We start from the raw sequence: 13,056 nt of genomic DNA on the forward strand, positions 1-13,056 counted from the left end.
TCAAAGTCCTGAATGAACAGCAGTTGCCTTACCGGTCTTTGCAGCCTCAAGCACGGCAAGCCCGGTCGCCAGCGACCAAATTCCATCCTCCAGAGTTGCGGAAGGCTGGCCTTTACCTGCGATGGCGTTATGGAAAGCCCGCAAGGCGGTTTCGTAGAGATTCTTCTGGTCGAGCTGCAATTCGTGCTCGCCATCCTTGTCACGCAGAATGACGGTTCCCACCGGCTTCTGCGTCATGACATTGCGTGCAATGAGCGAGCCTTCGCTACCATGCACTTCAAAGCCGGTTTCCGCATATTTGGCGGTGAATGCATCGTGGAACTGAGCAATCGCGCCGGAGGAGAAGCGCAGCACACCCATCACACCGTCTTCCAGCCCTGCGCCGCTTAAGCCACCCTGCTGGCTGAAAGCCACAGCTTCGACCGGATTTTCACCCAACACAAAGCGCAATGCGTCAGCATCATGCACGGTAATATCGAGGATCACACCACCGCCCGCATCAGGGCGTTCAATGCGCCAGCCTTGCAAATGCGGCGGCAGATAAACCGCGTGGAAAACCCGCGCGCCCAGCACCTTGCCGATCTTGCCTTGAGCGATGGCATCACGCATGGCGCGGTGACTAGCAGCATTGCGTAGGTGATGATTTGTGCCCGCCACAACGCCCGCTTCGCGCACGGCTTTCAGCATCTGATGCGCGTCGCCAATCGTCAGAGCCAGCGGCTTTTCGCACAGAATATGCTTGCCTGCTTTGGCGGCGGCAATCGCCTGATCGCGGTGCAGTTCATTGGTGGTGGAGATATAGACAGCGTCGATTTCCGGATCGGACAACAGCGCATCAAGGCTTGTCACCGAGCGGGCAATCCCGTTCTCGCGGGCATAGGTTTCGGCACGCTCAGCATTGGTGCTGTAAACGGACGCAACTTCGCCACCGGTCGCGCGAATGGCGCCAATCACCCATTCTTTTGCAATGGTGCTTGCGCCTATAAGGCCCCACTTTGCCATGCGAATTTCTCCTCCTTTTTAGATTGCGTACCGCAACTTGCACGCACCGCAAGACGCACCGCCAAACGCTGCGCCTCCGCCTCCACCCGTTCTGAATTGATCTGTTTCAGCAAAAGCTGCGCTGCACGTTCTCCCAAACCTTGCGGATCAACAGCCACAGTTGTCAGTGCCGGAACAGCGGTCTTTGCTTCGATCACATCGTCAAAACCAACCACAGCGAAATCCCGGCCCGGCTCCAGTTGAGCGCCGCGCAAACCATCGCAGACCCCAAAAGCCACAGCATCATTGAAACACACCGCTGCCGTCGGCTTCATGCTGTGCCGCAACACGCGCTCAACGGCTTCAACACCGCCAGCACGCGAGGGGGCTGAGGTGAAGACCAGCGCATCATCAAACAGGATGCCTGCCTGCTCAAGCCCCCCACGATAACCCGCAACTCTCTCAGCAAAAACAGCGGTATCCGCATAGCCGCCGATGAAAGCGATTACGCGATGCCCCAGCGACACCAAATGCTCAACCGCCTTTGCCACGCCGCCACGATTATCCGAAACAATCGACGACACACCCGACCCCGGCACATCGCGCACCATCTGCACAACAGGCAGGCCGCTTTTTGCCAATGGTTTCAGATCACCAGCCTCGGTGCCACGCGCGGGCGAAACGATCAGCCCGGCAATGCCATGCTCACGCATCGAGGCAATCACTTCGCGCTGGCGGTCAATGCTTTCTGCTGTATTGGCGAGAAACTGCACATAACCTGCCGATTGCATGACACGATCAACACCCACCGCAAGCTCGGCAAAGAAGCTGTTGGTCAGATCATTGACCACAAGCCCGATGATCTTCGATTTCGACTGCCGGAGATTGGCGGCCGAGCGATTATAGACATAGCCGAGCTTCTCGATCGCTTCCTGAACCTTCGCCCGGGTCTCGGCATGAACCAGAGGACTGTCACGCAAAACCAGCGATACGGTCGACTTCGACACGCCTGCTTCACGTGCAATATCGATAACCGTAATGCTGCTCTTGCTCATATCTGTCTCCTGTTGCGGTAAGTTAATTGGAACGTTCCAAATTTGTCAACTTTTTTAATAAACACGAAATTGCCGCATTCTCAACATCGGTTTGCCTCGATTTTTGCGGTGTTTTGCAAGCTAAAACGCAAAATCAGGTTCCGAAATTTCATTTTCTAAGCACTCTCTTGAAATTTGGAACGATCTAAAATATTCAAGTCGTCCTGGAGCCGGAGGAGTGATATGAGCGCATTATCGGAAAATATGCTGAGCCTACCATGCGCTGACGGCAGCATAAAACCCTATCGCTTGATCGGCACCCCGACACCGCGCCCAGCATCTCCCCCCCGATTCAACCGCATTGCCTATGCGGCAGCGCATGTGGTTTCAGACCCGCTCAAAGACAGCAATCCGTGGAACAATCCGGCGATTGATTGGGATGCGACTATGGCTTTCCGCCATCACCTCTGGAGCCTCGGCTTTCAGATTGCGGAAGCGATGGACACCTCGCAACGCGGCATGGGGCTTAGCTGGGCTGGCGCGCAGGAGCTGATCCGCCGCTCACTGGCAGAAAGCAAGACCGTAGCAGGTGCTGATCTCGCCTGTGGCGCTGGCACCGATCATCTTGATCCTTCGGACGCAAAAAGCCTTGACGACGTGATTAGGGCTTATGAAACCCAGGCTGAATTCATCGAAAAACACGGCGGTCGTTTCATTCTGATGGCCAGTCGCGCACTCACTCGCATCGCCCGCTCGCCAGAGGATTATGCCAGGGTTTATGACCATATTCTTTCCAGTGCCCGCGAAAAGGTCATTCTGCACTGGCTCGGAGATATGTTCGACCCACAACTCAAAGGTTACTGGGGTTCCGACACGTTTGAAGACGCACTTGATACGGTCATCGGCATTATAGAGACCAATCGCGACAAGGTTGAAGGCATCAAGATTTCGCTGCTTGAAGAACGCTACGAGATCGCGCTTCGCAACCGCCTGCCGGATGGCGTTCTCTGTTTCACGGGCGATGATTTCAACTATGCGCCATTGATCGAAGGCGATGGAAACAAGCACAGCCATGCGCTGCTTGGCATCTTTGACGCCGTGGCACCGCAGGCTTCAAGCGCCCTCGCCGCCCTCGCCGACGGCGACAATTCCCGCTTCCGCGCGATCATCGAGCCAACTGTGCCGCTGTCACGCAAAATCTTTGAAGCTCCGACGCAATATTACAAAGCAGGCGTTGTATTCCTTGCCTGGCTCAACGGACACCAAAGCCATTTCACCATGCCCGCCGGAATGCAATCCGCACGCAGCATTCTGCATTATGCGGATATTTTTCGCCTCGCAGATCAGGCCAATGTTCTTGATCATCCAGATTTAGCTATAAAGAGATTCAATCAACTTTCAGCCATTTATTTATCGCCGCGATAGTTTCACAGCTTCCACCGAGATGGCGAGCAGGCACTGGCGGATGATTGGGATTGAGAGAGCAGCATTTTGACGGCTTTCAAGGACTGCGCGTTGCAGGCGCTCCATGACACGGGAAAGGCTTTCGGCATTCCAGCGGCTGACCGCATTCTCAATCAGCTTCTTTCGATTGAAGAATACCGGCGGACGCGCTGAAGCGACTACGACAGAAGCACTTTTACGCTCGGTGTCTGCGATATGACGTAGCGTCTGAATCTGCTGGAACTGACGCGCGGCGGTATTGAGCACCAGGAAAGGAGCAGTTCCCGATTTCACAACGCGGTCAAATGTTGTCTCAAAACGACGCAAATCGCCCGTCAGAACCGCATCCACGACTTCGTCCGTAGAAAGTCCTGCAACATCGCCCACGGCTTCACGCACATCATCTATGTCGATGCGCTCCTTGCCCCGCGCATAGAGGCAAAGCTTTTCCAGCTCGCCACGCGTGGCCAACCGATCACCGCCAAGACTCGCGCGCAGCAGCTGACGGCCATCCATGGTAATCTGCATCTTCCATTCGGCCAGCACATCGTCGATCACGCCATCAATGCCGCGTGCATCATCGGAATAGCAGGGCAGTGCCATGCCAGCTGGTGCATTTTCAACCGCGCCGCGCAGACCAACGCCTTTTTTGAGATCGCCAGCTTCGACCAGAATATAGGTTTCACGCGGCGGCTCGGTCGCCAGAAGTTTCACAGCTTCGGCAAGCTTCTTTTGTCCGCCGGCATTCTTGATCCAGATGAGCCGCTCACCGCCAAACATTGAAATTGTGCGCGCTTCATCGGCAAGCTTTGCCGGATCAGCATCAATTTCGTCTGCTTCCATACGAATAACAGCAAAGGGATCATCGAGTGGCAATTTTGTCGCCTTTGCATAGCGACGCGCACGTTCGTTCACGAGCCCCTTATCAGGCCCATAGAGCAATACAACCGGAAACGAGCTGCTCGGTTTGCTGAGAAATTGATCTACTTCGTGTGCTTTCTTCTGCGCCATAGAGGATGTACTAGCGCAATTCTCATTCAAACAAAACAGCCGCCGATCAAACTGAGCGGCGGCTGTGAACAAAGCTGTTTGCAACGCTATTCGATCAGCAAAGCATCATCATCAAGCGTCTGTCCACGCACCTTGCGGAACATTTCGATCAGGTCTTCAACGCTGAGCGTCTTGCGCTTGTCGCCAGTCACATCAAGCAGGATCTTGCCGCCATGCAACATGATCGTGCGGTCGCCATAATCAAGCGCCTGACGCATGGAATGCGTGACCATGAGCGCTGTGAGCTTGTTCTCAGTAATCAGCGTACGGGTCAGTTCCATGACAAATTCTGCCATGCCCGGATCAAGTGCTGCGGTATGTTCATCAAGCAGTAGCACTTCTGAACCAGCAAGGGTCGCCATAATCAGCGAAAGTGCCTGACGCTGACCGCCGGAGAGAAGCTCCATACGATCCTGCATGCGGTTTTCGAGGCCAAGATTGAGGCTTGCCACGCGTTCGCGGAACCACTCACGGCGCTTGGAATTGAGCGCATGGGTCAGACCACGGCGTGTTCCACGCGATGCAGCCAGCGCCAGATTTTCCTCAATCGTCAGTGTTCCACAGCTGCCAGCAAGCGGATCCTGAAATACGCGGGCCACAAGACCTGCACGCTCTGCGGTTGATTTGCGGGTCACGTCCTGCCCGCTGATCACCACCCTGCCAGCGGTCGGGATAACATCACCTGCCAGCACGCCGAGCATAGTCGATTTGCCAGCACCGTTGGAACCAATCACAGTGACGAACGAACCCTGTTCCATCGTCAGGTTGATCTTGTTGAGCACCTGCTTTTCAAGCGGTGTTCCACGACCGAAGATAACGTCTAGATTGGAGACTTCGATCATGATGATGCTCCTCCACGGCGAAGGCGTGGCAATATCAGTGCGAAGGTAACGAGAAGTGCCGTTGCAATGTTAAGATCGGAAGCCTGAAGGCCCACAATGCTACCATTGGAAAGCGCAAGCTGAATAGCGATACGATAGATAATCGAGCCAAGCACACAGCCGATCAGGATCACGAGAATCAGACGCGAACGCAGCAATGTTTCACCGATGATTACGGCAGCAAGACCAACCACGATTGTACCAACGCCGGAGGTTACGTCCGCAAAGCCGTTTGTCTGGGCAAAAAGCGAGCCACCAAGCGCCACCAGCGCGTTCGAGAGCGCCATGCCGAGATAGATCTGTCGGTCAGTGCGTACGCCTTGCGCACGCGCCATTTTCGGGTTGGCACCGGTTGCACGCATGGCAAGGCCCATGTCGCTTTCAAGGAAGCGCCAGACGAGGAAAACCGTGATTGCCACCAGCACGAAAAGGAAAGCCGGACGCACATAATATTCAGGAATGCCATGACCGAAGAATGGCGACAGCATGGTATCCTGATTGATCAGCGCGATATTCGGGCGACCCATAATACGCAGATTGACCGAGAACAGCGCAATCATCGTCAGAATGGATGCCAGAAGGTTGAGAATCTTGAAGCGCACATTCAGCGTTGCAGTCACAAGACCGGCAATCGATCCTGCAATCATTGCAACACCGGCAGACAGCCAAGGGTTCCAGCCAGCAAGGATCAGAACGCCGGTTACAGCTGCACCGAGCGGAAACGAGCCATCCACGGTCAGATCGGGAAAATCAAGCACGCGGAAAGCCAGATAGACGCCGATAGCGACAAAAGAGAAGACGAGGCCCAATTCGACCGCACCCCAGAAGGCGATCTGACTCACATTGAGATTCCTTGTTCTTTGCCGTGACTGAACATGAATATGGCCTTGCGGCACACACTATTCATTGGCCTTCAAGCATGATGACTTCTGCCACTCATGCCCGCAGGCCTGTTTCAATCACGACCGGTTTTGGTTTGAGTTCGTTTCGAAGGCTTATATCTTCCGAAACCATTCCCCGGTTTTCATGCGCAATCGCATTGATTGCGACTGTTCTGGCTAGTTATCTTTTGCGATACAACTCAAAAGTTTCAACACGCAAGCATTATCGATGGAAAGGCGCTGAAAAGCCGCGTTCTGTGAGCTTGTTACAACATTTTGGCCGCTTATTTCAGCTTACACTTCTCCGCGCGCGCGCCACAACTCCCATGCGAAACGCGCACGCACGCCAATATCAAGGAAAGGCCGTGGCGGAAGTTCGGTCGGGGATCCAAGTTTCAACATGTCATCAATCAGCGGATTGTCGATGTCACAGGCCATGTCGGCTGCGAGAATGCCACCGATGGTTCCCTTGGTGATGCCGACACCATTCTGGCACAGCGATGTAAAAACATTCTTTGCAATCTGCCCAAAACCCGGTGCGCCATTGCGTGACAGGCAGATAAAGCCTGTCCATGTATGTTCCATATCGACACCAGCCAGCATCGGGAAACGCGCATCAAACAGGCATTTGTGTTCCCGCTTGATTGTTTCACGGCGCGTATCTGACTGACGAAGCGACGGGCAAAAGTGTACATTCTGCCGAACCAATATGCGCCGGTCCGATGTCAGACGCATGGTGATGCCAGCAAAGGAATTGGCAGGCGTGAGACCCCATGGTGCAACTTCGCCGATGGCTTTGTATTCAACATCGGTCAGCGTGCGGCTGAGGCTCGCATGCGCGGCGAAATTCAGCAGTTTTCGTCTGAAGAAGCCGAATTGTTCCCCAAACCCATTGACGGTCAGGATCATTGCCGGTGCCTGAACGCTGCCATGGGCAGTGGTGATCAGGATACGCTCGCCATAATCGATTTTGGTGACAGCGGAGTTTTCATAAAGCGTCACATTGTCTGGCAGGCTATCGGCAAGGCCGCGCACCAGAGCAGCCGGGTTTAACAGCGATGTGCCATACGTGAAAATCGCTGCCTTGAAATGACTTGTGCCAAGCCTTTGGGTGAGAGCATCGCCTTCCAGCCAGTCAAACGGTTCTTTGAGACGTTCGAGTTCTTTAACCGTCGGCTCCAAAACTTCACGCATCCCCTGATCGGAGACGGCTGCGTGAAACTTGCCGTCCTGTCGCCAGTCGCAGTCGATTCCATGCTGATCGATTTGCTGTTTGAGATGATCAATGGCAGCACGCGCCAATGCGCGGTAGCTGTGGGACTTTGCCAGTTCTTCCATCGATGAGCTGACATTATGTGGCAGATCAATCGCAAAGCCCGCTGCACGGCCTGATGTGCCTTTGCCGACCTCTTGCGCATCGATCAGCGCGATTTGATCATTGGGGCGATTTTCGGCCAGCCGTCGCGCCGCAGCCACACCCGCATAACCCGCACCAAGCACGATCCAATCAGCCTTGATGTCGCCTTTTAGCGATACATTCGGGGTGCGAGCGCTGAGGATTTTGCTCCAGCCATTGGTGTTGTCATCGGCTGGAAGAATGCGAATTGCGGGCATTTCAAAAACTCGACAGGTTTTAAACAAAAGGGCGGGATAAATTCCCGCCCTTTGTATCTACAATATGGATCGCAATCAGTCGATCTTGCTGGTGGCGCGGTCGATCACAGCCTGCGGGAGCTCAACGCCCATCTTCTTGGCTGCACCAAGATTGATGACGAGATCGGTACCCTTGGCGATTTCAACCGGAATATCGCCCGGCTTTTCGCCGTTAAGAATGGCCACGACCTTTTCACCAGTCTGCTTGCCGACATCGTAATAGTTGAAGCCAAGAGCAGCCAGCGCACCGCGCTTCACAGAGTCCGTATCAGCGGTGAAGAGCGGCAACTTGCTTTCTTCGGCAACACCGACGGCGCTTTCAAGAGCCGAAACAATGGTGTTGTCGGTTGGAACATACATCGCATCCGCACGACCAACGAGCGCACGCGCTGCGCCCTGAACTTCTGCCGACTTGGTGGCGGCCGATTCAACGATTTCGATGTCTTCAGCCGCAGCCGCAGCCTTCAGTGCTTCCAGCAGCGAAACAGAATTGGTTTCACCGGAATTGTAGAGATAACCGAGCTTCTTGATATTCGGCATCACTTCCTTGATGAGCTTGATATGCTCAACAACCGGCGACATGTCGGAAAGGCCAGTGACGTTGCCGCCCGGCTTTGCCATGTCCTTGACGAGCTGCGCGCCAACCGGATCGGAAACCGCAGTGAAGACAATCGGAATATCCCGCGTTGCGGAAACAACGGCCTGCGCTGATGGTGTCGAAATTGGAACGATTACGTCCGGGCCATCGCCAACAAACTGACGCGCGATCTGTGCGGCGGTTGCCGGATTGCCCTGTGCTGACTGATAGATGAAGGTAAGATTTTCACCTTCTTTGAAGCCAGCCGCAGCCAGCGCATCCTTAACGCCATCACGCGCAGCATCAAGTGCCGGATGTTCCACGATAGCGGTGACAGCAACGGTCACATCTTTGGCCTGAGCCGATGTGGCAAGCGCTGTTGCGGCCAGCAAGGCCAGAAGCATAGAACGCATGAAAATCTCCCCTGTTTTGGTGCGTCGCCTGTGAAGGCATTTTTGGCTTACACCCGAATGTTCAACAACGGCTATCTGCCGGAATTGAAGGTTTATCCGCCTGATAACAAGGCTTAATCGGGTCCGTATAGACTGTCAACGTGTCCGCATTCGCTGTTTTAATACGCCACTACATTCTGTTTCATGAACACTGTGTTCAACCCACTTTCAAAGACTATCGCGCAAAGCCATATTCTGCGAGAACACTTGAAAAGTACCGTCACGCTCATAGGGCGGGGACTTGAGGAAAATGAATATGAAAAAGATAGGTTTTCTTTCATTCGGTCATTGGTCGCCTTCGCCACAATCGGGCACCCGCTCGGCAGGTGACGCTTTGTTGCAGTCAATTGATCTGGCCGTTGCAGCCGAAGAACTTGGCGCAGACGGCGCTTATTTCCGCGTGCATCATTTTGCCCGCCAGCTTGCGTCGCCCTTCCCGCTGCTTGCAGCCGTGGGTGCGAAAACCAGCAAGATCGAGATCGGCACTGCCGTCATCGACATGCGCTATGAAAACCCGCTTTACATGGTGGAAGATGCGGGTGCTGCTGATCTTATCTCGCAAGGCCGCCTTCAGCTTGGTCTGAGCCGTGGCTCACCCGAACAGGTGATCGATGGTTGGCGCTATTTCGGTTATGCACCGGAGGAAGGCGCAAGCGATGCCGATATGGGCCGCAAACATGGCGAGGTTTTCTTTGAGGCACTCAAAGGACAAGGATTTGGCCAGCCAAATCCGCGCCCGATGTTCCCAAACCCTCCCGGTCTGTTGCGTCTCGAACCGCATTCGGAAGGTCTGCGCGACCGTATCTGGTGGGGTGCAGGCTCCAATGCGACGGCACGCTGGGCCGCAAAGCTTGGTATGAATTTGCAAAGCTCCACGCTCAAAGATGATGAAACGGGCGAGCCATTTCATGTCCAGCAGGCCGCGCAAATTCGTGCTTATCGTGAAGCCTGGAAAGAGGCTGGACATACGAGAACGCCACGCGTTTCAGTTAGCCGCAGCATTTTTGCGCTCGTTGATGATCGCGACCGCGCTTATTTTGGTGGCGGCAGCAAGGAGCAGGATTCCATCGGCTATATCGATGAGAATACGCGCGCTATTTTTGGTCGCTCCTACGCGGCTGAACCGGATGCGCTGATCAAAGAACTCGCTCAGGATGAAGCGATTGCTGAAGCCGATACGCTATTGCTGACCGTCCCAAACCAGCTCGGCGTCGAATACAATGCGCACGTGATCGAAGCGATCCTCAAGCATGTAGCACCAGCGCTCGGCTGGCGCTGAGTTTCTATGGTTAAAAGCAGCCACGCAAGGTTCGATTGTTGCGTGGCTGTCGGGTTTAACTAGGACGATGCGGAAAACTGGGTGAAGCTGAATATTTCCGCCAAAGCGAAACAAGCCAACCGCCGAAATAGCCGGCTGAAGCGCCTGAAACCACGGCAGTGACATACATCAACGTAGTATGCTCTTCCGGGTGGATCACATTGAGAACTGCCAAGACATATTGCGCACAGAAGAAAAGTAGATTGCGTATCAGCGGCAGCGTTGTGCCTGCTCGTTCTATGCGCTTGGTTTCACGATCAACTGCCAGAATGCGCGGCCCAGTCAAAAAACCCAGCGGCGCAAACAGTGCCAATCCTACACACCAGGCGATTAGAAACGAACTAAACTGGTCCGACGTATCATCAAAGTGCAAGAAGCCTACGCCGATGAAAATCACAGGCACAAAAAGCATTTTCCAGAGCGAAACCGTTTGTGTTTCACGCCCCTTGATGCCCATTATGATCAGATAGACCAGCAATCCCCAAACATAGACTGGCGTGTGAATAATGATTTGCGTCAGCAGTTCCATGAATTGCGCTCTCTCCCGCCCCTTTGATCTGGACGCTCTATCTTTTATTCTTATAAGATTTTAGCGCTTTGAGGGAAAGCCGTTAAAAGCAGGCAGGCTGCAAAGTTTGAGAACCCGATCAATCGGCTGCGAGATCATCATCCCGATCTTGAGTTTAAACGCCTGTTCATCAATATTAGAGCCAACGTAATAATCGACAATTCCCTTATCTGGCGCCTTATTACCCATCTCACCTCAGGCAGCCATCTCATACAAATCATTGGAATAATTGCATGATTGGCTGCATTCCTCCCATTTTCCTGATCATGATCGGCGCATTTATCGGCTGGCTCATTGGTGGCGACTACGGAGCTTTCTGGGGAGGTTCAGCAGGTATGATCATGGGTGCTATCATCATGATCATCCTCGTCTTTTCGCTGATTAAGGCACGCGGACGATAAGAAAAAGCCGTGAAACAAATCACTGTTCCACGACTTCAAATGTAACCCTGATGAGAGGCTATCAGCTCTGCAAGCGACGGCAAATCTCATCAAGCTGCTCAAGCGAGCTGTAGCGCACCTTCACTTCGCCACCGCGCTCGCGATGATTGATCTCCACCTTCATGCCAGTGACATCAGAAAGCAGCTTTTCAAGTGCCTTAGTATCAGCGTCTTTCTCGACCGGCGCACTCTTGTTAGCCTTCGGCTCTGCACCATTGCGTGCCTGCGACAGGGCTTCAACCTGACGCACGGACAAGCCTTCCTTGACCACACGTTCCGCCAACGCGGTTGGATCTTCCATGGTGATCAGGCTACGTGCATGACCAGCTGAAAGAGCGCCATCCGAGATAAAGTCCTGCACGCGCTGTGGCAATTTCAGGAGACGCAACGTATTGGCAACATGGCTTCGGCTTTTACCGATGACCTGTGCGAGATCATTTTGCGTATAGTCATGATTATCGATAAGCTGTTGATATCCCAACGCTTCTTCAACTGCGTTAAGGTCTGCGCGCTGAACGTTTTCAACGATAGCAATTTCAAGCGCCACACGATCATCCACATCGCGGATGATGACAGGAATCGTATCGACACCTGCGCGCTGCGACGCACGCCAGCGCCGTTCACCCGCAATCAGCTCGAACCGTTCCGGTTCACCTGGTGCCGGGCGAACCACAATCGGCTGAACGACACCATGTTCCTTGATCGACTGTGCCAAATCTTCCAGTTCGACTTCCGAGAACATACGCCGCGGATTGCGTGGATTACGCGTTACGAACTCGATAGGAACATTACGTTCACTGGAAATAGGCACTTTGCGCTCTTCCGCCGGGCGATCGATTTCACCAATCAGGGCAGCCAAGCCGCGGCCAAGGCGCTTTTTTGAAGGATCATCGTTCATCGTCGTCAGTTCCTGAAATTGTTACGGTGTCGAATCGGTATAAGCCCCGCATGCGCGGTGCTAGCTCATTATGCGGCTTTAAGCTGCCGCTCACGCTGAATTACTTCGGATGCCAACTGCAGATAGGCCTGACTGCCTGCGCATTTCAAATCATAGAGAATAGCAGGCTTACCATGCGATGGTGCTTCCGACACTCGCACATTGCGCGGAATGACTGTGCGATAAACCTTTTCGCCCATAAATGCGCGCACATCGTCAACGACCTGCGATGCAAGATTGTTACGGCTATCGAACATTGTCAGGACAATTCCCTGAATTGTCAGCTCGGAATTGATGCTCGAACGCACCTGATCGACTGTTTGCAGGAGTTGGCTTAGACCTTCAAGCGCAAAAAACTCGCATTGCAAAGGCACCATCACGGAATCGGCTGCGGCCATAGCATTCAGCGTCAAGAGATTCAGCGACGGTGGGCAATCGACGAGGATATAAGAAAACTTTTCCGCAACAGTCGAATCAAAACGCAATGCATCGCGCAAACGACGGGTGCGATCCGGGGCCTGCGCAATCTCCATTTCAAGACCGAGAAGGTCGAGCGTCGACGGCACAATATAAAGGTTCGGAACATCGCTCTGCATAGCAGCTTCATTTGCGGACGCAGCCTGTGTCAGCACATCATAGGATGACAAAGGACGGTTCAGCCGATCTATACCAAGCCCCGTGCTGGCATTGCCCTGCGGGTCAAGGTCAACAATCAGCACCGTCTCGCCAATGGCGGCCAGCGCTGTCGCGAGGTTAATAGCAGTCGTGGTTTTGCCAACGCCGCCCTTCTGATTTGCAATGGTTATGATCCGGGATCTTTTGCTCATTACCGTCGCCCTGC

14 protein-coding genes are annotated in these 13,056 nt (G+C 53.9%); 3 read left to right on the top strand and 11 right to left on the bottom strand.

All coding sequences use genetic code 11. From position 1 onward, the window contains the following. Positions 1-1,002 (bottom strand): Gfo/Idh/MocA family protein, encoded by a 1,002-nt coding sequence (locus tag U2P60_RS09165; RefSeq protein WP_413572312.1) that lies wholly within the window; start codon positions 1,000-1,002, stop codon positions 1-3. Beyond that, positions 981-2,036 carry a LacI family DNA-binding transcriptional regulator gene (locus U2P60_RS09170; protein WP_413572313.1) on the bottom strand — a complete coding sequence of 352 codons (1,056 nt, stop codon included), beginning with the start codon at positions 2,034-2,036 and terminating at the stop codon, positions 981-983. Before U2P60_RS09170 ends, U2P60_RS09165 begins: the two co-directional genes overlap by 22 nt. 222 nt (positions 2,037-2,258) lie before the next feature. On the opposite strand from U2P60_RS09170, the gene U2P60_RS09175 reads away from it, so the two are divergent. After that, on the top strand, positions 2,259-3,440 hold the full coding sequence (locus tag U2P60_RS09175) for a dihydrodipicolinate synthase family protein (protein ID WP_413572315.1): 1,182 nt from the start codon (positions 2,259-2,261) through the stop codon (positions 3,438-3,440). Here the strand turns inward: U2P60_RS09175 and holA are convergent. From holA to U2P60_RS09200, 5 genes are all read right to left on the bottom strand, one after another. Continuing rightward, on the bottom strand, positions 3,426-4,469 hold the full coding sequence (gene holA, locus U2P60_RS09180) for a DNA polymerase III subunit delta (RefSeq protein WP_413572316.1): 1,044 nt from the start codon (positions 4,467-4,469) through the stop codon (positions 3,426-3,428). The two genes, U2P60_RS09175 and holA, sit on opposite strands and share 15 nt — an antisense overlap. An 86-nt stretch (positions 4,470-4,555) precedes the next feature. After that, positions 4,556-5,350, bottom strand: a complete 795-nt coding sequence (locus U2P60_RS09185; RefSeq protein WP_413572317.1) for an ABC transporter ATP-binding protein — start codon at positions 5,348-5,350, stop codon at positions 4,556-4,558. Further along, positions 5,347-6,231: an ABC transporter permease gene (locus U2P60_RS09190; RefSeq protein WP_310013062.1), complete on the bottom strand. Its 885-nt coding sequence runs from the start codon at positions 6,229-6,231 to the stop codon at positions 5,347-5,349. Before U2P60_RS09190 ends, U2P60_RS09185 begins: the two co-directional genes overlap by 4 nt. 333 nt (positions 6,232-6,564) lie before the next feature. Next, on the bottom strand, positions 6,565-7,884 hold the full coding sequence (locus U2P60_RS09195; RefSeq protein ID WP_413572318.1) for an NAD(P)/FAD-dependent oxidoreductase: 1,320 nt from the start codon (positions 7,882-7,884) through the stop codon (positions 6,565-6,567). A 75-nt stretch (positions 7,885-7,959) separates the two neighbouring features. Next, complete coding sequence (locus U2P60_RS09200) at positions 7,960-8,913, bottom strand: ABC transporter substrate-binding protein (RefSeq protein ID WP_313827489.1); 954 nt, start codon at positions 8,911-8,913, stop codon at positions 7,960-7,962. Between the two features lie 295 nt (positions 8,914-9,208). On the opposite strand from U2P60_RS09200, the gene U2P60_RS09205 reads away from it, so the two are divergent. Beyond that, on the top strand, positions 9,209-10,231 hold the full coding sequence (locus tag U2P60_RS09205) for an LLM class flavin-dependent oxidoreductase (protein ID WP_313827490.1): 1,023 nt from the start codon (positions 9,209-9,211) through the stop codon (positions 10,229-10,231). 55 nt (positions 10,232-10,286) lie between these two features. On the opposite strand, the gene U2P60_RS09210 is transcribed toward U2P60_RS09205, so the two are convergent. Together U2P60_RS09210 and U2P60_RS09215 are read right to left on the bottom strand one after the other, a co-directional pair. Beyond that, complete coding sequence (locus U2P60_RS09210; protein ID WP_413572319.1) at positions 10,287-10,799, bottom strand: hypothetical protein; 513 nt, start codon at positions 10,797-10,799, stop codon at positions 10,287-10,289. Positions 10,800-10,859: 60 nt separating this feature from the next. Continuing rightward, positions 10,860-11,027, bottom strand: a complete 168-nt coding sequence (locus tag U2P60_RS09215; RefSeq protein WP_413572320.1) for a hypothetical protein — start codon at positions 11,025-11,027, stop codon at positions 10,860-10,862. A 44-nt stretch (positions 11,028-11,071) separates the two neighbouring features. On the opposite strand from U2P60_RS09215, the gene U2P60_RS09220 reads away from it, so the two are divergent. Further along, the gene (locus U2P60_RS09220) at positions 11,072-11,239 is read left to right on the top strand and encodes a hypothetical protein (protein ID WP_313827493.1); all 168 of its coding nucleotides are present in this window, start codon (positions 11,072-11,074) and stop codon (positions 11,237-11,239) included. A 61-nt stretch (positions 11,240-11,300) separates the two neighbouring features. On the opposite strand, the gene U2P60_RS09225 is transcribed toward U2P60_RS09220, so the two are convergent. After that, positions 11,301-12,176: a ParB/RepB/Spo0J family partition protein gene (locus U2P60_RS09225; protein ID WP_413572322.1), complete on the bottom strand. Its 876-nt coding sequence runs from the start codon at positions 12,174-12,176 to the stop codon at positions 11,301-11,303. A gap of 68 nt (positions 12,177-12,244) precedes the next feature. Continuing rightward, positions 12,245-13,042, bottom strand: a complete 798-nt coding sequence (locus U2P60_RS09230) for a ParA family protein (protein WP_413572323.1) — start codon at positions 13,040-13,042, stop codon at positions 12,245-12,247. Positions 13,043-13,056 lie beyond the last annotated feature (14 nt).

This window comes from Brucella sp. H1_1004 (assembly GCF_047308065.1).
Classification (GTDB): domain Bacteria; phylum Pseudomonadota; class Alphaproteobacteria; order Rhizobiales; family Rhizobiaceae; genus Brucella; species Brucella pseudogrignonensis_B.

What these genes read in the sequence shown, in the direction of transcription:
- U2P60_RS09165 (WP_413572312.1), bottom strand. Translation starts at nt 1,002, where the DNA reads ATGGCAAAGTGGGGCCTTATAGGCGCAAGCACCATTGCAAAAGAATGG.
- U2P60_RS09170 (WP_413572313.1), bottom strand. Translation starts at nt 2,036, where the DNA reads ATGAGCAAGAGCAGCATTACGGTTATCGATATTGCACGTGAAGCAGGC.
- U2P60_RS09175 (WP_413572315.1), top strand. Translation starts at nt 2,259, where the DNA reads ATGAGCGCATTATCGGAAAATATGCTGAGCCTACCATGCGCTGACGGC.
- holA (WP_413572316.1), bottom strand. Translation starts at nt 4,469, where the DNA reads ATGGCGCAGAAGAAAGCACACGAAGTAGATCAATTTCTCAGCAAACCG.
- U2P60_RS09185 (WP_413572317.1), bottom strand. Translation starts at nt 5,350, where the DNA reads ATGATCGAAGTCTCCAATCTAGACGTTATCTTCGGTCGTGGAACACCG.
- U2P60_RS09195 (WP_413572318.1), bottom strand. Translation starts at nt 7,884, where the DNA reads ATGCCCGCAATTCGCATTCTTCCAGCCGATGACAACACCAATGGCTGG.
- U2P60_RS09200 (WP_313827489.1), bottom strand. Translation starts at nt 8,913, where the DNA reads ATGCGTTCTATGCTTCTGGCCTTGCTGGCCGCAACAGCGCTTGCCACA.
- U2P60_RS09205 (WP_313827490.1), top strand. Translation starts at nt 9,209, where the DNA reads ATGAAAAAGATAGGTTTTCTTTCATTCGGTCATTGGTCGCCTTCGCCA.
- U2P60_RS09210 (WP_413572319.1), bottom strand. Translation starts at nt 10,799, where the DNA reads ATGGAACTGCTGACGCAAATCATTATTCACACGCCAGTCTATGTTTGG.
- U2P60_RS09215 (WP_413572320.1), bottom strand. Translation starts at nt 11,027, where the DNA reads ATGGGTAATAAGGCGCCAGATAAGGGAATTGTCGATTATTACGTTGGC.
- U2P60_RS09220 (WP_313827493.1), top strand. Translation starts at nt 11,072, where the DNA reads ATGATTGGCTGCATTCCTCCCATTTTCCTGATCATGATCGGCGCATTT.
- U2P60_RS09225 (WP_413572322.1), bottom strand. Translation starts at nt 12,176, where the DNA reads ATGAACGATGATCCTTCAAAAAAGCGCCTTGGCCGCGGCTTGGCTGCC.
- U2P60_RS09230 (WP_413572323.1), bottom strand. Translation starts at nt 13,042, where the DNA reads ATGAGCAAAAGATCCCGGATCATAACCATTGCAAATCAGAAGGGCGGC.